General features: G+C 36.2%; 17 protein-coding genes. 2 read left to right on the top strand and 15 right to left on the bottom strand.

Features of this window, described 5'->3' with window-relative positions; all coding sequences use genetic code 11:
- Nucleotides 1-144: 144 nt before the first annotated feature.
- The 3 genes from prpC to I6F47_RS11490 all read right to left on the bottom strand — a co-directional run bounded on the left by prpC (nt 145) and on the right by I6F47_RS11490 (nt 3,457).
- On the bottom strand, nt 145-1,272 hold the full coding sequence (gene prpC, locus I6F47_RS11500; protein ID WP_197183892.1) for a bifunctional 2-methylcitrate synthase/citrate synthase: 1,128 nt from the start codon (nt 1,270-1,272) through the stop codon (nt 145-147).
- A 312-nt stretch (nt 1,273-1,584) separates the two neighbouring features.
- Nucleotides 1,585-2,463 carry a methylisocitrate lyase gene (prpB, locus tag I6F47_RS11495; protein ID WP_002962361.1) on the bottom strand — a complete coding sequence of 293 codons (879 nt, stop codon included), beginning with the start codon at nt 2,461-2,463 and terminating at the stop codon, nt 1,585-1,587.
- A gap of 307 nt (nt 2,464-2,770) precedes the next feature.
- Nucleotides 2,771-3,457 carry a GntR family transcriptional regulator gene (locus tag I6F47_RS11490; protein ID WP_197183891.1) on the bottom strand — a complete coding sequence of 229 codons (687 nt, stop codon included), beginning with the start codon at nt 3,455-3,457 and terminating at the stop codon, nt 2,771-2,773.
- A 265-nt stretch (nt 3,458-3,722) separates the two neighbouring features.
- On the opposite strand from I6F47_RS11490, the gene rsmF reads away from it, so the two are divergent.
- Nucleotides 3,723-5,174, top strand: coding sequence for a 16S rRNA (cytosine(1407)-C(5))-methyltransferase RsmF (rsmF, locus tag I6F47_RS11485; RefSeq protein WP_197183890.1), 1,452 nt, complete (start codon nt 3,723-3,725; stop codon nt 5,172-5,174).
- Between the two features lie 157 nt (nt 5,175-5,331).
- On the top strand, nt 5,332-7,275 hold the full coding sequence (locus tag I6F47_RS11480) for an acyltransferase family protein (protein ID WP_197183889.1): 1,944 nt from the start codon (nt 5,332-5,334) through the stop codon (nt 7,273-7,275).
- A gap of 487 nt (nt 7,276-7,762) precedes the next feature.
- On the opposite strand, the gene I6F47_RS11475 is transcribed toward I6F47_RS11480, so the two are convergent.
- From I6F47_RS11475 to I6F47_RS11420, 12 genes are all read right to left on the bottom strand, one after another.
- Nucleotides 7,763-8,488: a VpsP family polysaccharide biosynthesis protein gene (locus tag I6F47_RS11475; protein WP_197183888.1), complete on the bottom strand. Its 726-nt coding sequence runs from the start codon at nt 8,486-8,488 to the stop codon at nt 7,763-7,765.
- Nucleotides 8,481-9,209: a tyrosine-protein phosphatase gene (locus I6F47_RS11470; RefSeq protein WP_197183887.1), complete on the bottom strand. Its 729-nt coding sequence runs from the start codon at nt 9,207-9,209 to the stop codon at nt 8,481-8,483. Before I6F47_RS11470 ends, I6F47_RS11475 begins: the two co-directional genes overlap by 8 nt.
- A 14-nt stretch (nt 9,210-9,223) precedes the next feature.
- Nucleotides 9,224-11,428, bottom strand: a complete 2,205-nt coding sequence (locus tag I6F47_RS11465; protein WP_197183886.1) for a GumC family protein — start codon at nt 11,426-11,428, stop codon at nt 9,224-9,226.
- A 21-nt stretch (nt 11,429-11,449) separates the two neighbouring features.
- Nucleotides 11,450-11,974: a polysaccharide biosynthesis/export family protein gene (locus I6F47_RS11460; protein ID WP_182733222.1), complete on the bottom strand. Its 525-nt coding sequence runs from the start codon at nt 11,972-11,974 to the stop codon at nt 11,450-11,452.
- Nucleotides 11,974-13,194: an outer membrane beta-barrel protein gene (locus I6F47_RS11455; protein ID WP_182733223.1), complete on the bottom strand. Its 1,221-nt coding sequence runs from the start codon at nt 13,192-13,194 to the stop codon at nt 11,974-11,976. Before I6F47_RS11455 ends, I6F47_RS11460 begins: the two co-directional genes overlap by 1 nt.
- Entirely contained in the window at nt 13,178-14,581 is a 1,404-nt protein-coding gene (locus I6F47_RS11450) for an undecaprenyl-phosphate glucose phosphotransferase (RefSeq protein WP_197183885.1), read from the bottom strand. Before I6F47_RS11450 ends, I6F47_RS11455 begins: the two co-directional genes overlap by 17 nt.
- A gap of 193 nt (nt 14,582-14,774) precedes the next feature.
- Nucleotides 14,775-15,161, bottom strand: a complete 387-nt coding sequence (locus I6F47_RS11445) for a 3-phosphoshikimate 1-carboxyvinyltransferase (RefSeq protein ID WP_197183884.1) — start codon at nt 15,159-15,161, stop codon at nt 14,775-14,777.
- Between the two features lie 58 nt (nt 15,162-15,219).
- Nucleotides 15,220-16,197 carry an acyltransferase family protein gene (locus tag I6F47_RS11440; RefSeq protein ID WP_197183883.1) on the bottom strand — a complete coding sequence of 326 codons (978 nt, stop codon included), beginning with the start codon at nt 16,195-16,197 and terminating at the stop codon, nt 15,220-15,222.
- Nucleotides 16,190-17,356 carry an O-antigen ligase family protein gene (locus I6F47_RS11435; RefSeq protein WP_154903319.1) on the bottom strand — a complete coding sequence of 389 codons (1,167 nt, stop codon included), beginning with the start codon at nt 17,354-17,356 and terminating at the stop codon, nt 16,190-16,192. Before I6F47_RS11435 ends, I6F47_RS11440 begins: the two co-directional genes overlap by 8 nt.
- A complete protein-coding gene (locus I6F47_RS11430; protein WP_154903321.1) occupies nt 17,356-18,393 on the bottom strand; it encodes a glycosyltransferase in 1,038 nt (345 codons plus the stop codon). Before I6F47_RS11430 ends, I6F47_RS11435 begins: the two co-directional genes overlap by 1 nt.
- Nucleotides 18,394-18,395: 2 nt before the next feature.
- A complete protein-coding gene (locus tag I6F47_RS11425; protein WP_154903323.1) occupies nt 18,396-18,965 on the bottom strand; it encodes a serine acetyltransferase in 570 nt (189 codons plus the stop codon).
- Nucleotides 18,965-19,903 (bottom strand): glycosyltransferase family 2 protein, encoded by a 939-nt coding sequence (locus tag I6F47_RS11420; RefSeq protein WP_197183882.1) that lies wholly within the window; start codon nt 19,901-19,903, stop codon nt 18,965-18,967. Before I6F47_RS11420 ends, I6F47_RS11425 begins: the two co-directional genes overlap by 1 nt.

The following is a 19,903-nucleotide window of genomic DNA, read 5'->3' as shown; positions in this document are numbered from 1 at the left end:
AATTTGGTGACGGATGTAATACCAATTTTATGGAGGGTGCAATTGGTATTTTTCAAGAAAGGCTTTAGGTTTGTAGTTGTTTTTATTATATAAAGCATTAAAGCCGTAAAAGGTGAGCCATTGGCTCACCTTAGTTAAAAATAATTAACTTCTTGATTCGATTGGTGTGTAACTACGTGCATCTGGCCCTGTGTAATCGGCACTTGGGCGGATAATACGGTTGTTAGCGCGTTGCTCTTTTACATGTGCAGTCCAACCAGTAACGCGGCTCATTACAAATATTGGCGTAAATAATTTAGTCGGAATATCCATAAAGTGATAAGCAGATGCATGGAAAAAATCGGCATTACAAAACAGTTTTTTCTCGCGCCACATAATCTCTTCACAACGAACAGACACAGGGTAAAGCACCGTATCGCCTACCTCAGCCGCTAGTTTTTCAGACCATTTTTTAATAATTACATTACGTGGATCAGATTCGCGATAAATCGCGTGACCAAAGCCCATTATTTTGTCTTTACGTTCAAGCATGCCCATAATTTCTTTCTCAGCATGTTCAGCACTTGTGAAACCTTGAATCATATCCATAGCTGCTTCGTTAGCACCACCATGAAGTGGACCACGCAGCGTACCAATCGCACCTGTTACACAAGAGTGAATATCAGAAAGCGTTGATGCACACACACGACCCGCAAATGTAGAAGCATTAAACTCGTGCTCTGCGTATAAAATTAGTGATACGTTCATCACTTGTGCGAATAACTCGCTAGGTGCTTTGTCGTGTAACAGCGTTAAAAAATGTGCGCCAACAGAGTCGTCATCTGTTTGTGTTTCAATGCGTACGCCATCGTGTGTAAAGCGGTACCAGTAACAAATAATACTTGGGAACACTGCAATCATACGGTCGATTGCGTCGTTGGCTTGGTTAAAACCAAGCTCCATCTCAAGGTTACCCAACATTGAGCAGCCCGTGCGCATTACATCCATTGGATGCGCGTCTTTAGGAATATTTTCAAGCACAGTTTTAAGCGCATCTGGTAAGCCGCGTAAACTTTTTAGCTTTGCTTTATACTCAGCCAATTCGCTAGTTGTTGGTAACTCACCGCGTGAAAGTAAAAAAGACACTTCTTCAAACTGCGCTTTTTCAGCAAGTTCGCTAATATCGTAACCACAATACGTTAAACCAGAACCACTTTGCCCAACAGTACACAATGCTGTTTGACCAGCCACTTGTCCGCGTAAACCCGCGCCGCCTAATGCTCTATCTACCATGATCTTCTCCTATCTTAAATTTGTGTGTGATTTAGGGCGTATTGAACTTTGTGGATTGAAATTTGTTCAATCTAGGGGCGATTAAATCGCGGCGCGAGGTTTGTAACCTAGTGGACTAAGTAAAAACCGAGCAACAAAGAGATAATCGTCCCTAGAAAGAACCTAAGGGGCAGCGCATGTTTGGTCTTTATGCTGCGTTATCGCCTATTTATGTGGAATAACCACACTTCATAGGCTCTGCCTTGCCTAAAAACCAAACACACTGCTGCAAATTCAACCACCAACGTTCAACACGCCCTTATTAAATAATTATTATTTGTCAGATTTTGATGAAAAAAGGGTATCGAGTGTGTTCTCGTACGTGTGGTAATCTAAAAAGTCGTAGAGCTCAGAACGCGTTTGCATATTTTCAATTTGGCTTTGTTGCGAGCCTTCATTTAAAATTGCTGAATACACGTTAAGTGCCGCTTTGTTCATAGCTCTAAATGCACTTAGTGGGTAAAGCACCATTTCAACACCTACATCACTTAGCTGCTCTTTTGTGTAAATAGGTGTTTGGCCAAACTCAGTAATGTTTGCCAAAATTGGAACGTTAATCGCTTTTGCAAATGCTTGGTAATCAGCAAGGTCGTGTACGGCTTCTGCAAAAATAGCGTCAGCACCGGCTTCAACACAGGCTGCTGCACGGTCTATCGCAGCGTTTAAACCTTCTTTTTGAAATGCATCGGTACGCGCCATAATATAAAAATCGCTATCGGTTTTTGCATCAACCGCTGCTTTAATACGGTCAACCATTTCACCTTGGCTTACAATTTCTTTATTAGGACGGTGACCACAGCGCTTTTGTGCTACTTGGTCTTCTATATGAAAACCCGCCGCACCCGCTTTAGTCATTTCTTTTACTGTGCGTGCAATGTTAAACGCCCCACCCCAACCGGTATCGGCATCCACAAGTAGTGGTAAATCGCTAGCACCTGTAATACGACGAATATCTTCAAGCACGTTATCAAGGCTGGTCATACCCAAATCAGGCATACCAAACGAGGCATTTGCAACACCGGCACCTGAGAGGTAAATAGCTTGGTGACCCATTTTTTCAGCCATCATTGCTGTGTAGGCGTTAATAGTACCTACCACTTGTAACGGACGGTTATTGGCAATAGCGTGTTTAAACTTTAATCCTGCTGACATTACTTTCTCCTCACTTTGAACGGTTGCTACGTGGAGTAACTTATAGTTTTAATATGTAATTGTGACTGTTTAACTGCTCTTGCTAACTTTTAGCAGCTTCTTTTTTTGCGACTAATATCAATCTGTATGGGTATGAGGTCTATTTAACGATAAGAAAATCGTTCTGTAACTAGGCAATAATTTTTATGTTTAGTGGTTCTCGGCAATTGCTCCCTGCATTGCTCTACCTCCTGCATCCATGCAGTCGTAAATAAAAAATTTTTAACGACGTTACGGAGCGATTTAATCCGTTAAATTGTTCGAATACTCATATTGATTGGTATAAATCAAATTTGGTTTGAATATTTGCTTGCGATGCACTGATGTGGCGCTTCATTAACATTTCGGCCAGTTCGCCGTCGTGGTTTTCAATGGCGTTAATAATAGCTAAATGCTCATCAAACGCTTTTGATACACGCGGCCCCACCATACCCATTTGTACACGGTACATCCGTATTAATTGATAGAGCTCATTACACAGTAAATGAATTAAATGCGCGTTTTTACTGCCTTGAATAATACGGTAATGAAAATCTAAATCGCCGGCTTCTTGATAATAAGATTCGCCTTCTTTAACACGTTGTGTTTGTAGGTGCTGATTAAGTAATTGCTTTAAGCCTTTTACTTCTTCGGGTTCCATATTGTCGGCAGCAAGTCTACATGCCAAGCCTTCAAGCGAACTACGAACTTGGTAAACTTCAATCAAACGCTCAGCAGTAAGGGCAACTACTCGGCAACCTACGTTAGCTTTACGCTCAACAAGGTAGCAACTTTCTAGGCGATTTAACGCCTCTCTAAGCGTTGCGCGGCTTACACCATAACGTTTGGCAAGCTCAGGCTCTGATATTTTACTGCCTTGAACTATACTGCCTTCAACAATCTCACGGCGCATATCTACAAATACTTGATCTGATGCGGTAGTTATAGGCGCTTCGTTTAAAAATGTGTGTGTCATAAGTTATTTTTTAGATTGTCGACAATTAATGTGGTTACTATGGGCTTATTAAAAAAACATGTCAACCCTTAAACACATCACAATGGCTAAAAAACACGCCAATTGTCGACACTATTAACCTAAAGTCGCATGAAAATGGTTTTAAAATGGACTAAAACAGTGAAGTGTCGACAGCGTAATAAATCAGATGTTACGCTTTTTAGCGCTGAAAACACCTCGCATAAATGCTATTATCGCGCTTTATTTTTATAGCATGAGCTAACGCGTGAACGCCAACACTTTTATTCCTGAGCACTTTATTGATGACGTAAAAACCTATTTACCAGCGCATCTAAACTTAGATGACTTTTTAAATGCGTGTCGTCGGCCGCTCAGAAAATCTATCCGCGTTAATACATTAAAAATTAGCATTGAAGAATTTGTAAAACGTGCAACTGAAAAAAATTGGCTGCTAACCCCAATCCCTTGGTGCAGTGAAGGCTTTTGGTTAGAGCGCCCAAACGATGAAGAACAAAACCTAGCCCTAGGTAATACCGACTTACACCTAAGCGGTGCTATGTACGTACAAGAAGCAAGTTCAATGCTGCCCCCTATCGCATTAAAGCAAAGTATTGAACTCGCAGACTCTCAAAATAACACCGTACTTGATATGGCATCAGCACCGGGCTCTAAAACATCGCAGCTTGCAGCACTTATGAATAACCAAGGCGTGCTTGTTGCAAATGAGCTATCGTCATCTCGTTTAAAGGTACTTAGCGCTACCTTAAAACGCATGGGGGTTGGTAACTGTGCGCTCTCACACTTTGATGGCGTTATATTTGGCAACTACATGTTTGAATGCTTTGATAGCATACTCCTAGACGCGCCATGCTCTGGCGAAGGCACAGTACGTAAAGATGCCGACGCACTAAAAAATTGGTCAATAGAATCAAACATACAAATAGCCCAAGTACAAAAAGACTTAATTAAAAGCGCTTTTTATGCATTAAAGCCAGGTGGCACATTAGTGTATTCAACCTGCACACTTACCCCGCTCGAAAACCAACAAGTGTGTGATTATTTACTGAGTGAGTTTGGTGACTATATTGCGCCTGAGTCACTCAGTGATTTATTTGAAGGTGCCAGCAAAGCCACTACAAGTGAAGGCTATTTACATGTATGGCCGCAAACGTTCGACAGCGAAGGCTTTTTTATTGCAAAATTTAAAAAGCATGCAAGCTGTAATAATCCAAACCAAACAGTTAAAAAAGGCGCGTTTCCGTTTAACGAGTTTGATAAAAAACAAAGTGCTGCGTTTATGCAATCGCTTAAAAAGCACTTTGGGTTAACTAACCTACCTGGCAACTTAATGCAGCGAGATAAAGAACTATGGCTATTTCCTGAGGGGTTTGAAGCCGTACAAAACAAAATTAAATATGCTCGTTTAGGTATTCAGATTGGCATTATTCATAAAAATGGCGTGAGACTAACGCATGAGTATGCAACCGTATTTGGCAATGAGTGTAAAAACAATATATTTGCTTTAAATAACGAGCAAGCAAATGATTATTTTCAAGGTAAAGATATACGCTTAACTGAAGTAACTCAAACAATAGGGGAAGTAGTATTAACGCTGTGTGGTTGCCCTATTGGGCTCGGAAAATGGCAAAAAAATAAGATTAAAAACTCACTACCGCGAGATTTAGTGCAAAATACGCAGTTAATAAGTTGGGATTAATGGATATACTTTACAATTTATTAACCATATAATACTAAAGAATTTAAATGAACTTAGTCATAGCTGGGCTAATACATAAAATTAATGATCATTAATTTACTAGCGTTATTACTAAGTCTCACTTACAAAGAATGTATATCAAATAAGGAATAATAGTTTGCAGTTCAGGGAAGATATTAATGGCTTAAGGGCCATAGCAGTTATTGCTGTTGTTTTATTTCATTTTAACTCATCTTGGATGCCTGGTGGATTTGCAGGCGTAGATGTATTTTTTGTTATCTCCGGTTTTTTAATGACAGGGATAATATTTAAAGGATTAGAACAACAAAAATTTTCTATTTTAAGGTTCTATGTTGCACGCGCAAATAGGATTATTCCAGCGCTCGCCATTCTCTGCATTATATTATTAATTTTAGGTTGGTTTTACCTTACCCCTCAAGACTATAAAGCATTAGGAAAACATGCCGCTAGCAGTGTAGCTTTCGTATCAAACGTAACATACTGGCTAGAATCAGGTTACTTTGATGCCTTATCAAGCGAAAAATGGTTATTACATACGTGGTCATTATCTGTTGAATGGCAATTTTATCTTATTTACCCATTAGTCCTTGTTGCACTATATAAATTTATATCTATAGACATGATGAAAAAGGTAGTGTTATTTAGCACTATTTTAGGCTTTGTATTTTGTGTTCTGGTCACTTATAAATGGTCCAAAGGCGCTTACTTTTTATTACCCACAAGAGTGTGGGAAATGTTGCTAGGTGGGGTTGCATACCTGTACCCATTTAGCATTAAAGACAAACAAAAAAAGTTAGTTGAATGGACCGGTATTGTACTTATTTTAGGCTCTTACTTTTTAATTTCAAAAGATACACCTTGGCCTGGTTACTTTGCTTTTTTTCCTGTTTTAGGTGCATTTCTTGTTATTCAAGCACAACGCAACAATAGTATCGTCACAAGTAATATTGTCTTTAAAAAACTAGGTGCATGGTCGTATTCGATTTATTTATGGCATTGGCCTCTAGTTGTAATCATTTATTATTTTTCTTTAAATGATAATTATATTTATATCGGCATTGCATTGTCAGTACTACTTGGATTTTTAAGTAACAAATATATTGAAAAAATTAAGTTCAAAAGTGATTTTAATAAACGTTTAGATTATTTAAAGTGTAAACCGCTATATTTAGCATTAACTGTTGGAATAGCTGGATACATAGTTATTTCAAATAACGGTTTTGATAGTGAGGTTAGGCTAACCTCTGAACAATTGATAGTTACTAATGGTATGCATAGAAATAACCGAGAGCATTATTGTGGTTCACTTATCGATGGAGATTCTCCGTCTTGTAGATATGGTGATGGTGAAGTTAAAGCTATCGTTTTAGGTGATAGCCATGCACAAGCCTTAATTGAGGGTATTGGTGTTCAAGCAAAACTACATAATGGTTCTGTGATCGATTGGGGATTAAGCGCCTGTAATACCATAAAGGGGCTTTATACTACAGACAACCTAGGCAACGTTATAGATGACTCTTGCGGAAAACTAGTGAGTAACTTAATTACTCGCGCTGGTAATGAGTTTAGCGGCATACCCATAATAATTATTAATAGAACATCACTAAACTTAGTCGGCCGCAACGAAGATAAAATCAGCACTCCCCCAGACAGTTTTGTTGATAAAAGGTTTCAAACAAGAAGTGATGCTTATAGAGAAAACTTGGTATCGCATATGGTCGATACTATTTGTGAGTTATCAGAAAATAATCCTGTATATTTATTGAGGCCAGTACCTGAGTTAAAAATTAATGTACCTAAATCCATGTTTAGATCAGCACTAATTCAAAGCCAAATGGAAAGAGTAAAACTTCCTAAATTAGAGTATGACACTCGTCAAAAAACAGCGTATGAGATGCAAAATAAAGCGGCCCAAAAATGCGGGGCTAAAATATTAAACCCAATCCCATTTTTATGTGATTCAGAGTTTTGCCATGGAGACATTGATGGAAAACCACTCTATTTCGACGATGATCATTTAAATTTGTATGGAACAAAAATTATTTCGCCGGTATTCGATGAAGTATTCATGAACAATTAGGAATAAATCAAAGCTCAGAAAAGGAATAGTTAAGGCTGAGGAAAAACTAAATAAACGTTATTAGACTAGTTTCATCATAAACTATGGAAGATATTACTCTCTGAATTATAATTATATTCCTTATTAAGTAGGAGAGCTTGTCGTTTATTACTAAATAGTAAGATGGCTTTAACGCGGTATGGTTACCATAGTAGGCGGCGAGAATGAAAAAGGATAAGATCAAAAATTCACTGCCGCGCGATCTAGCACAAAATACATGGCTAATAAGTAGGGGTTAAACTAAAGTGCAAATAACGCATAATTTATCTAATACTTTGTTATCAAATGTAACCAGATGGCAAAATTAGTTATGCTTTATTAGGTAGCTTTACTACACTTTACAGTACTTTCTTCTTCTCCCTAACGAACCAGAAAGTTTTTAGTTAACGCTAGGCTCAATTTAGAGTCACTTTATAGCCCAGAGGTTTTTATAAGCCTTTGGGCGTTTTTATTTGCAGGTTTGTTTGTAAATATAACGCTGTTTAAGTTTTTCATATGCAGCGCCAAATTGTAGCGACATACACAAAGTAGATAGTTGATTTAATTGTTCCGCAATAGTGTAAATACTGTTAAATCGATAACCATACTGGGCAGCCATGCTTAAAGAGTTTACGTACAGTGCTTTATACTCTGGAGGTAGGTGCTGCCAATTTGCTAACGAAATTTCTATAATACCTAAATGCACATCAAGTTTGTATGGGCCTACTTTTTTAGCCTGATCAATATACTTTAAAACTTGTTTACTTGGCCCTTCTTGGTAACTAGTAACTTTAGCGAGCTCAATCCAGGTTTCAGCCCATGAGCTTCTAATCTGGGTAGAATGAAGTAAAAGCGATTGTATCTCTTTATATTCAGTATTGAGCTTACTTTGCTCAGTTTGATCGGTATTAGCTAAAGCAAGAAGCTTAATATACGCTAAAAAATGTAAATAATGGGCATGTTCAGGCTCAAGCTCTATGGCTAACTTAATAGCATTTTGGGCTTTATTGAGCTCATGATTATAAACCTCAGGTACATCAAGGGGTGAGGTGTTACTGAGTTCTTGTACTGTATTTAGTGAGCTAAAATACCAGGCATTAGCGCGCATACTTTGTAAACTAAAATAACAAATAATGAGCGTAACTATTGCCAACAGAGCAAGTTGTAATCGCTTAATAACCAGCTGTTCAATCATTAAACAATACCTCAGTTAAACACTTAGGGTTTGTTACAAACAGTGCATGCGATTTACTTTCACCAAGCATGTCGGTTACTCGTTTTTTTGCCTTGCTTAAAATAGGTGGCCTGCGATTAACCGAATGAGCGTCAGATGCAATATAACTGACTAAATCGGCTTTAAGCATATGTTCACTAATGTACTGAGCTTTCTCTCCCCATAGGCCTTCAATGCTAGACGCTGTTAACTGAAACTCACACCCTAACTGTGTTAGTTTTTCGATGTAAAATAGGTTTGACTGAATATCACGATTTCGCTCAGGATGAGGAATAACCACTTTTATATTTTGTTTAGCGAGCCAAGTAATAAATTTGTCGTACCCTTGGGGCACATGTGAATGAGGTAGTTCTAACAATAAATAATTAAAGCCATTTTTTTTGCCAATAAATGGTAGTTTATTAGTTAATACAAGCGGCATTAACTCAACATCAAGGCGAGCCTCAGCGGCTACTGCAATATTTATATTAATATTTTGGGCTAAGCAAGCTGCTTTTAATTGGGTTAAATCGTTTAAAAGTTGGGGAGCCGAATTATTATACCGACCTAAATGAATATGTGGGGTAGCAACAATATGCGTTATACCGTCGCTTTGCGCCATTTTTAAAAGCGCTAAAGACTCGTTTAAATCTTTAGCGCCATCATCAATACCTGGCAAAATGTGTGAATGTATATCAATCACAATTTATAGGCCATTTAAGTATTTTCTGGTTCAGGTTTTTTAGAGTAATCGTGGTAGTCGTAGTAACCATAGCTGTGTTCATCGTTAGACTTATTCATATCCACCTGATTAAGCACCACACCCGCTACATGTGCTTTTACCTCAAATAACCGTTCAAGGCCTGCTTTAATTGGTTTTATACGTGTAACGTCTGATTTTACAACATATATTACCGAATCGGCACTTTGAGCTATTACTAATGCATCACTCACAGCTTGTGTTGGTGGTGTATCAATAATTATATGGTCGTACTGACTTTTAAGGTGTTCTATTAACTGTGCAAACTTAATGTTTGATAATAACTCAAGTGGGTTGCTTGGTATTTGCCCGCTTGGCATTATTACCACACCTGATTTTTCATCAATGTGAACACATTCACTTAGCTCTTCTGTACCCACTATTAAATTTGTTAAACCAGGGTGATAAACAGGTATTTCAAATCGCTTAGCAATAGTTGGCTTACGTAAGTCACCATCAATTAGCAGTACCTTACCCATTTGGGCTAACGATATGGCTAAGTTAGAAGATGTTGTTGTTTTACCTTCACCTGGCGATGTAGAGGTAACTGCAATTATTTTATGCTGTTTATCAAGCTGAGTTAAAAGCAAACTGGTACGAAATGTTCGTACTGATTCTGCAAAGCGCCTATACGTTTCGTCAAGATATGCATGCATAGGCAGTACACTTTTTTTAGGTATTTTTACTTGCGGGATTAGCCCTAGCATACGCTGAGCTAATTTGCTTTCAACATCTGGTTTAGTTTTAACGGTATCGTTAAGGGCATCAAAAATAAAGCTCATAACTATTGCAAAAATAAAGCTCGCTACAAACGTAAGTATTACAATAAGCTTTTTATTAGGTTTACTTGGGATGCTCGGCGCATAAGCTCGGTCGGTAAAGCGTGCTGCAGCAGAGGTAAAATCGCTTGTTACTTCGGTTTCTTTAGAGCGTGATAAAAACGTGTTAAATATATTACGGTTAGTTTCTACTTCACGTTTTAGCTGGTTATATTGAGTTTCTTTACGGGTAATATCTTGGTAACGCGCTCTTATATTACTTAAATCATTTTCAAGAGCGCCAACGGTTCTTGTAACCCTATTAAGCTCTTTTTCAATACCCGTAATTAGCCCTTTAATTTGTTTATTAAGGTTATTTTTAACGGTAATAAGCTCTGCACTTGCCGATATTATTTTAGGGTGTTTAGGGCCATAAACTTCACTTAACTCACTTAACTTGCGCTCAACGGTAACTACATCACGCTTTACGTTTTGAATAACAGTATGCGAAGTTATTTCAGGCATACTACCTAATAACTCAAGATTGTTGTTACCGTATTCGGTTATAACTCGATTAATGCTCTCAAGCTTGTTTTTTTCATTACGCGCTTCAATTAACTGAGCCGATATTTGCTCAAGCTCTTGTGTTGCAAGGCCTGCTATACCTTCAATATCAATAAGGTGCTGATCTTCTCTAAAGTCTTGTAAGCGCTTTTCTGAGTCGTCTAACTGAATACGTAATTGCGACAGCCGAGAATTTAGCCAATTAGAGGCTTGTTGAGTTATCCCCATTTTTGCACGCATTTGATTATCAATGTAAACCTCACCTACAGTATTAGCAACTAAAGCTGCTAATTTCGGATTACTTGACTCAAAGCTTATATTTACTAACTGAGTTTTACGAATAGGCGATATTGAAAGTTTAGATTTAAATACTGACAGTAAAATCAACATATCACGCTCAGCTATTTCTTCAGCTGATAAATGTCTTTCTTCGTTTTTATTCAAAAAAGGAAATACATTTTTTATGTAAGATTTTGCCTCACCCATCACGCTAGGTTTAGCAATAAAATCATCGTATGAACCTAAATGAAGTTTTTTTATGACTTCCCTAGCAACGCTGTCAGATTTCATTACCTCAAACTGGGTTAAATAGTACTCTTTTTGATTAGTATCTAGGCCGTAAATTTCTTCAAAACTTACAGCTTTAGCAGCTTCAGCTTCAATTAATAATGTAGCTGTTGCAGTATATTTAGGAATTAAAGTTAAAGAAATCATTATACTAAGCAGTGTAATAACTATAGCAAAACTTAAAATTTTCCATTTAGTACGTGCGATAACTTTAAGGTATGTTCTCAAATCAATAATTTCTTCGTTACTAAATTTTTCTGATGCTTTATTCATTTTTTAGTGCCTATAAACTGCTTAAAACAAGCGTTGCTCTATTTTTATTGTATCGCCTGCTGCAATTTGGCTATTAAGGGTGCCTTTTTGTTGCTGCTGCTTAGTTTGCTCTTTAAAAATATAAATTTTATCAGTTGATGCTCGCTCAGTTAAACCACCCGCTAATGCAACGGCTTGGTTAACTGTCATAGCTGGCTGGTAAGGATAAGCACCAGGAGATTTGACCTCACCATGAATATAAAAGGGCCTATACTCAACAACCTGAACATATACACTTGGGGTTTTTAAATAATCAGGCTGTAAGCCATTAGCAATGGACTTTTCGACCTCAAAGGTAGTTAGCCCGGCAAGTTTAAGTGCCCCTAAAAATGGATAATTAACCTCACCACTATTACCTAGCAATGCAGTTACCTCTAAATCGGGCTCGCCAAATACTTTTATTTCTACTTTGTCACCCGGGCCCAACACATAGTCTTGCGCCGTTTGTGCAAAACAAGTTGCGCTTAAAAATAAGCAAGCAGCACTAAAAAAAAGTTTACAATTCATTAATTAGCCTTTAAAGCAAACGTAAAGTTAACACCCACTATTACTCGATCAAACTCAATTAATGGCTGATTCGAGTTTTTATCAATAAAATCAACATAGGTCGAAATTAAACCAAAGTTATTAGCTTGGTAATTTAAGCCAAGCCGAGCGCTTTTTGTTTTATCGTTACGGCCAATATCGCCAGTGTATTGCTCATCTATGTAGCTCACACTTGCTACAGAAGCTAAATAGTCGCTCCAATCGTGTTTCCATTTAACACCATAGGTGCTTTCTTTAATGTAATCGCCTTCAAGCAGTGGATCTGTTGCCGCTCTACTGGTTGTAAAATCAAATGTAGAGTAAGTTAAAGGTTGCCAAGTAATGCCAGCCTCCCAGCTTAAGCCACTAAAGCTCTCACGCTGATTATCGTCAAAGTCTTTGTTTTGATAACCAAGTTTAAATGTGCCAGAGGTAAGCGACGTTGCTTCCCACTCCATACCAAAAAGCACTTTAATATCGTCAGAATTACGTGAAACACCACTAGACTCTAAAACGTCGTACCGGAAGTCATCGCGGGTTACTTCAACAAACATACGTGTTGCAGCTTGCGTGTTGTAATACCCTTTTGCACCAACTAGCGTTTTATCGTAATCACGATATTGTGATGTAGCTCTAAAATTTTGATATTTTTTACTGTAAAAACCAGAAACCAACTCTAATTGTGCCTTAGATGTTTGCGAACCAAACTGATAAGTACCAGTAATATCTTGTTGTTGATACTTTATTAGCTCATCAACAATATCACCCAAGCCCTGCGTTAAACCAGTACCTCGTGGCTCATACAGCCAATCAGCAGTACCGTTAATATCAAAAACGTGTCGGCTGGTAAGCTCTTTATGCACACCGGCACCCAAGTTAACTTGAGTAAAGTTATCAACAGAATCTTTATTATATAAAGAGCTACTGGTACCAACGTTTAATTTGTAGCTATCGGGGCCATCGTCTATTACCGCTGCAACACCTGGTGAAATAGTCCAAATTACACGCGACTCTTCGTCGGTTGGTGTATTAAAAACATTGTCGTTAACGCTTAATCCCGTTTGCAAAACTGGGGTAATTTCGGCACCATCTTTGGTCATAAAGCTGCCTGGCGTAAATTCGGCCGATGCTGGAGCAGACAACGTTGCCGACAATAAAACTACAGCACAAGGTATAACTGATTTTTTAGTATGCATTTGCATTTTTAAATCCCTTAAAAATTGTCATAAAAATAATTTTAACATCTAACCATAAAGACCAATGCTTTATGTAATGTAAATCGTATTCAACGCGTTTTTCCATTTTATCAAGCGTATCGGTTTCGCCGCGCCAGCCATTAATTTGTGCCCAACCGGTTATGCCTGGTTTAGCTTTATGCCTAAACATGTAAAATTCAACTTTTTTACGATACTCTTCGTTGTGAGCAACGGCGTGTGGGCGTGGCCCTACTATTGACATATCGCCTTTTAACACGTTTATAAATTGCGGTAACTCGTCAAGGCTAGTACGGCGTAAAAAACTACCTAATTTTGTAATACGGGCATCGTTTTTAGTGGCTTGGGTGACCACTGCACTATTTTCGGTTACCGTCATTGAGCGAAACTTCCATACTTTAATTTTACGCCCATCAAGCCCATATCTGTCTTGTTTAAAAATTACAGGCCCCTTAGAGGTAAACTTAACAGCAAACGCTATAGCAATAAGCATAGGAGATATAAGCAGTAATATAATTGACGAAACTATTATGTCTTCGGTGCGTTTAATAAACTCACGAGCACCAATAAAAGGAGATTCAAAAACACTTAGCGTGTCTACATCGCCAACGTGTTCAACACGGGCATGTATTAAGTTTGAGAGTAAAAAGTCAGGTATAAAGTGTACGTCTACCGTGGTGTCGCCAAGTTGCAGTAACAAATCGGCTATACGCTTATCGGCTTTCATTGGGAGTGCTATATAAAGTATGTCGATTTTACCTTCGCGGGCAGCACATATAGCATTTTGAATAGTTCCGGATATTTCGTACGTTTTTACATTATTAAATAAACGCTCTGGTTTACGGTCGTCAAAAAAGCCTAAAAACTTAAAACCAAGCTCATCGTTTTTTTCAATCTCGTCATACAAATAAACAGCAGACTCTGTAGCACCTACTATTGCAACGTTACGTAAGTTCATACCTAAACTACGGCGATTTCGTTTATATAATTGCACCCCAAAGCGCCATATATACAAATAAACCACACTAAGTAAAAACCATAAGCCTAAACCAATACGCGAAAGCGATTCGGTAAACTTAAACATAAAAGATATAAAAAATAAAATACTAAAGGCAACTAATAAAGAGCCCCATGCACACAAAACCATAGTTTTAAATTTGCCGGCACGCCAAGAGCGATAAGCAGAAAATATTTCGGCGCAATATAAAAAGCTTAGTGCAACAGTTAAAACAGCTACCATATAATGAGCTGTCAGTTCAAAACTATAAAAGAGTGCAGAGCATTGAAAGGCTAAAAATAACGCGAATATATCGAATAAACGATAAAAACTAGCATCGGATGAGCTATTAGGCTTAAACGTCCTTGACGACTTCATACTTTTAGTCCCTAAGTAAAGTACAGTGAATAAGTATCCACATAGTTATAAATTAATATTAACGTATTACTTATCTGTATTCAATAATGCCGCTTTTAAAAACTTAAATTAGTGTAACAGTCCGCAACCAAATTAACCTATGATTGATAAAATATAAACAAATATAAACATTTAAATTTTGTTTATATTTAAATTACAAAAATAAACTTTTAAAATAAGTCCATATTCCTAATGAAAAACCTTCAAACAGGTTTATACCCAATGCCGATTTTAATAAATAAATAAATAACAGCACTATAAAAAAAACAAATGTCACAACAGTGGCTTGAGCTATGGCAGAGGCTTTTTTTTCGGTTGCACTTAATTGTCGCCTATTTCGACCCGCTAATAATACAAAGTAATATCTGTACTTAAATAATCTAACAACACCTCTGCAATCTACGGCATGGACTCCCCACTGCCTAGCGCCAATGGCTATTTTAAGATGAGATAATTGTTCTTCAGTAAAACTTTGCTGGACCTCTTCAGGCATCCTATTAAGTAAATTTCGTATTGATGGATCTTGTTTAATATTACTCAAGCGTTGCCCTTACATATTACTATTAAATTTTAAAAGCCATTTGCCTTTAGTAAGAATGTTATTTTTTATTAAATAGACGCTTACAATATAAGTTAATATTCAGCTCAACAAAAGTGTACACAAAGTGGCCGACGATAATAGACACAGATGTAAGTACAAATAAATACACTTCTTTATTGACTGTAGGAAACAAGTACATAACCAATTTGTTAATAATTACCAATGAAAAAGCATGCGATAGATACAAAGAGTAAGAAGAGTCGCCTAACTTAAATAGAAGCCTTTTAAACCCTTCTAATAGTTTTATAGGCTTAGCTACTCGCTCTAATAAAAGAGAGCCTTGGAATATGAACCACATTTGGACGCCGTAATAAATAACTTTTGACTTAAAATCATATAAGTATATTAAGCATAAAAATAATGAAATTATAGAAAGTAAGTAAAAATCATATCTTACAGGTAGTTTATATTTAAAAATATTATAAGAAATAACTCCCATTGCAAATTCTAGCAAATAGTTGTCGAAATAAAAGTCTATTGAAAATATGTAACCGAGCGCTGCCAGCAATATTAGTGGTAGAAAGACAATGTTTCTTTTTTCAAAAAAGATAGCAAACAAAGCAAATATAAAATAAAAATAAAACTCATAGCTCAACGTCCACCCATTTCGTACCAGGTATTTATCGTCTGTTGGCAGTAAGAAAAATGATTTAAAGACCACTGTTTCACCACCACTACTATTAACTAAATCTGGTAGAGCTATAAAAACAGCCAATGCTAACAAGGTAAAAAACCAATAAAGTGGGATTATTCTTAAAATACGAGATTTTAAAAATTTAACTGCAGAAAAATTATGCTTGTCTGTTGAAAAGCATATTATAAATCCTGAAATAATGAAAAAAAGATCTACTCCAGCTTGCCCAAAACTAAAAACTTCAGCATCTGGTAGGTTATTTTGTACTGATTTTATAGTTGAATGATAGTAAACAACTAAAATAGCAGCAATTCCTCTTAAGTATTGAATTGAATTAATCATGATTTAAAAACATATTAGGATTTAGGAAAGGCATAAAAAAAACCAACATAACAGCTTGGCCTACTGCCATAAAAGTTACAACAAATATACAGTAAGCATAAAATAAAAATAACTCCTTGTGATATAGACCACTTTTATAACATGAATACATGTTATAAAAGGACCAAGTCAATAAAAATAACAATCCTATTGTTCCATATTGAACAAGCATATCAAGATAAAAATTATGCGCGCCATTTATTAAACGTTCGTCCCAATAATAGTCAAACATATAGTAAGTAATCTGGTCAGAACCCACTCCCAATAGAGGATGTTCGCTAATTATTTGATATGCATTAACAAGTAAATTTTCTCGGTGAACATTGGAAGTGTAAAGTGCGATCCCTTCATCTAAAAAGTTACTTTGATAAATTTTATAATCAATATAAGCAGAAATATCAAAAAGATACAGCATACTTCCAGCAATTAAAAAACCACTCAACAGCAATAGTTTCATTTCTCCTAGACTAGGTTTAACTTTTATTAATTTTATAACACCTAATAAAATAAAAATTAAAATTACGCCAAATATTCCTTTACGCTCCATAGACATAAAAAGAGGTATCAGGCTTATTAAAAACACTTTAAAAGCTTGGCGGTCAGAAAACATACTCGATTTTAATAATAAAAGTAAAGAGAGCAAGCCAAATGCATATTTCCCATCATTAGCTGATTTATAACGCGTTAAATGTCCTTCAGAAAAATGGTAAAGCATCGTGTATGTTGCAGATATAATTAAAAAAACAATTGTTAACTCAAGAAATAGTCGACTATTTTTCTTTGCATATGATGAAGCAATTATAAAATACGTCATTATCCATAAAAGCTGTATACACTCCTTTATTGACGATGATAGGTTGTCGTTATACACCCCATTAGTTAAAATATAGCCAATATATAACCATACTGGGATAATTTTTACCTGAGCAAAATTATAAAAAACTTTTGGTGTAGTTAATAATTTAATTGCAACTAATGTTAATAACAGCAAATCAGAAAGGCGTACTAGAGCGCCAAAAACCCCGTATCTAAACATGGATAAGTATAATGGGAAAATTGAACAAACAATTATAAAACTAATCATTTCTGTTCTAGAATACTTGAAGTTAAAAAGCTGCATTAGTTTAGTTCCATTAAACTAGCGTACACTTTTGAATGCTCTATAGCGGTTTGTTGAATCGAAAACTTTTTAGCACGTACTATAGACAACTGAGAGGCATGGCTAAATCGCTCAGCGTCATTAACCAAACCCTCAATTTTAAATGCAAGGCTCTTTTTATCTCCTACCTCAAATAATGAGTTCTGGTCAACAACATGATTTAAACCTTCAACATTACTAGCAAATGTAGGTAACCCTGCTGCCATAGCCTCTACTACTGCAATGCCAAACCCTTCCCAGTGGGAAGATTGTATATAAACATCAAGTGAATCTAAAAAAGTGGGTATATCGTTAACTTGGCCTAAAAATTTAACTTTGTTACTTACACCTATGCTTAATGCATAAGCTTCGTACTCAGACCTTAGTTCACCATCGCCCGCTAAATTAAGTACAAACCGATCATCAAGCAGAGTCATTAATTTTAATAAGGTTTTAATATCTTTTTGTGGTGCAAAACGACCAACCATGCCTATGTTAATCACTTTAGCGTCAGCACTTAGTGTTTTAGCCGTTTGAGAAAATCGATCTAAATTAACGCCATTATTTATAACATAAGCTTTTGAGCTACTAACTTTAATGCTTTCTAAAAATTTAGTTTTGACGCCTTCCGATATACAAATTATTTTTTTAAATTTTTTGTAAATGATACTTTCAAGGCTTTTTATAAAGGGTAAATCTCGGCGCCTGTAATGCGGGTTATGTTCTGTAACTATTGTTGGCGTATTTGTAAAATACGCAATATAGATTGATGGGTATAAATGGGTATGGACTAAATCCGCTGCATTTAAACGCTTTATAACACCTAAAAAACCTAAGTCGTTTTTATGGAATACCTCTACCCCTAAAGCTTTTAACTCATCAATATATTCGTTTTTACCACGTGTTAAAATCACTTCAAACTTAAAGTCACTGTTTTGTAGCGTCATTAAATCAACAAGCAAGCGCTGCACACCGCCTAAACGCTGTAAATCATTGGTAATGTGTACTATTTTTTGCATTTTTATAGCTTCCTTGCCCAAGTATCATCACATAAATTATCGCAGTACATGTTTATATCAATTACATCTTTAATAACCTTACAAGGTGCACCAACAACAACTTTATTACTGTCGATGCTTTTTACTGCTACAGCGCCTGCACCCAAAACAGAATTATCGCCAACGCGAATATCTCCGACCAAATTTACATTGGGCCCTACATAAACGTTATTACCAATTGTTGCAGACTTACCATTATGTATTGCACCAATAGATACAAACTGTAGCAAACTGCAGTTGTTTCCTATTGTTGCTTGAGAGTTAACAACAATATTACCGTGGGGGATGTACAAACCGTAGCCTATAGCTACGTTATAATTTAGCTGTATATTAACTTTTTTCCCCAAGCCTGCTTTAAATAATCTAAATATAAACGATAATAAAAAATTATTTGATTTAGACATCCTTAGATAGACTTGAAATCTAAAATAACTGTTGCTTAGTAAGGATTTAATAAATGTTTTTTTGTTTGTTTTTTTAGTATATCTGTATAAGTCAGACTTAACTAAAATTTTTATTTGCGATAAATTCATTAAAGAAACCTTCCCACATAACAAATAGAACTAGAAGCTATAAACTTAAGCTTTGCTACCAGCGAATTATTGTATTTTTTAAAAGTATCTTTAAAAGCTCTGTTTATATGTTTGCAGTTTTTAAAAAACAATTTTCGATCTAGGCGGTCTTTAATCGTATATCCCTTTAAACTTACTAGCAGAGAGTATCTTGCAACTTGAGCAACAACCTCTTCTTTATTATCAAAGCTATGTAATGTTGCTTTAACTGCGTTCGTCATATTAAGCAATAAATTAGAGTACGATGATGTTCTTTTACTTGTGGTAGAACCTGATCTTTTTCGATAATAAACAAGAGTATTAGAGAGCATCAATATTGATTCAGCCATAGAAAATGCATAAATGTTGTAATAAATATCTTCATAAATTACATCCTCAGGAAATTTAAGACCTTTGAGCATTTCTTTTTTATATAACCGTGTCCAAACAAAAAAGCCGGTATCAAATAACGCTGTATTCGTGGATTCACTCTCAATAACTGTATTGCTAACACTTAACGGTAAAACAGAGTTAAACTCTTCAAAAGCGAACTCAATTATATCCTTTGTTCCAACTGTTACATAAGATGAGAGTACATCCCAATAATTGGATGCAATTGCGTCGTCAGAATCTATAAAACCAATGTACTCACCTTTTGCAATGAGTAATGCGGCATTGCGAGCAGCAGCTTGGCCTTTATTAATCGGTTGCTTAATTATTGTTGAATTAAAATTTATATCTGATTTATGCTCTAAAATAAAGCTTTCGCACAGGCTTATTGAATTTTCAGGGCAGCAATCGTCAACAAAAATAATCTCAACTTGATCGCTATTAACACCTTGCAGTAAGCTTTGCATTAAATCAGGTATAAATTCAGCTACTTTATAAACAGGGCATATAAGTGATAATTTAATAGGCAT

Source organism: Pseudoalteromonas sp. NZS37 (genome assembly GCF_015864265.1).
In the GTDB taxonomy this organism is placed as follows: domain Bacteria; phylum Pseudomonadota; class Gammaproteobacteria; order Enterobacterales; family Alteromonadaceae; genus Pseudoalteromonas; species Pseudoalteromonas arctica.
The sequence above is the reverse complement of the archived record's forward strand: the minus strand, read 5'-3'. Positions and strand labels throughout refer to the sequence as shown.

What these genes read in the sequence shown, in the direction of transcription:
- I6F47_RS11455 (WP_182733223.1), bottom strand. Translation starts at nt 13,194, where the DNA reads ATGCAAATGCATACTAAAAAATCAGTTATACCTTGTGCTGTAGTTTTA.
- I6F47_RS11435 (WP_154903319.1), bottom strand. Translation starts at nt 17,356, where the DNA reads ATGCAGCTTTTTAACTTCAAGTATTCTAGAACAGAAATGATTAGTTTT.
- I6F47_RS11475 (WP_197183888.1), bottom strand. Translation starts at nt 8,488, where the DNA reads ATGATTGAACAGCTGGTTATTAAGCGATTACAACTTGCTCTGTTGGCA.
- I6F47_RS11460 (WP_182733222.1), bottom strand. Translation starts at nt 11,974, where the DNA reads ATGAATTGTAAACTTTTTTTTAGTGCTGCTTGCTTATTTTTAAGCGCA.
- I6F47_RS11420 (WP_197183882.1), bottom strand. Translation starts at nt 19,903, where the DNA reads ATGCCTATTAAATTATCACTTATATGCCCTGTTTATAAAGTAGCTGAA.
- prpB (WP_002962361.1), bottom strand. Translation starts at nt 2,463, where the DNA reads ATGTCAGCAGGATTAAAGTTTAAACACGCTATTGCCAATAACCGTCCG.
- I6F47_RS11425 (WP_154903323.1), bottom strand. Translation starts at nt 18,965, where the DNA reads ATGAATTTATCGCAAATAAAAATTTTAGTTAAGTCTGACTTATACAGA.
- I6F47_RS11430 (WP_154903321.1), bottom strand. Translation starts at nt 18,393, where the DNA reads ATGCAAAAAATAGTACACATTACCAATGATTTACAGCGTTTAGGCGGT.
- I6F47_RS11465 (WP_197183886.1), bottom strand. Translation starts at nt 11,428, where the DNA reads ATGAATAAAGCATCAGAAAAATTTAGTAACGAAGAAATTATTGATTTG.
- prpC (WP_197183892.1), bottom strand. Translation starts at nt 1,272, where the DNA reads ATGGTAGATAGAGCATTAGGCGGCGCGGGTTTACGCGGACAAGTGGCT.
- I6F47_RS11440 (WP_197183883.1), bottom strand. Translation starts at nt 16,197, where the DNA reads ATGATTAATTCAATTCAATACTTAAGAGGAATTGCTGCTATTTTAGTT.
- I6F47_RS11450 (WP_197183885.1), bottom strand. Translation starts at nt 14,581, where the DNA reads ATGAAGTCGTCAAGGACGTTTAAGCCTAATAGCTCATCCGATGCTAGT.
- I6F47_RS11490 (WP_197183891.1), bottom strand. Translation starts at nt 3,457, where the DNA reads ATGACACACACATTTTTAAACGAAGCGCCTATAACTACCGCATCAGAT.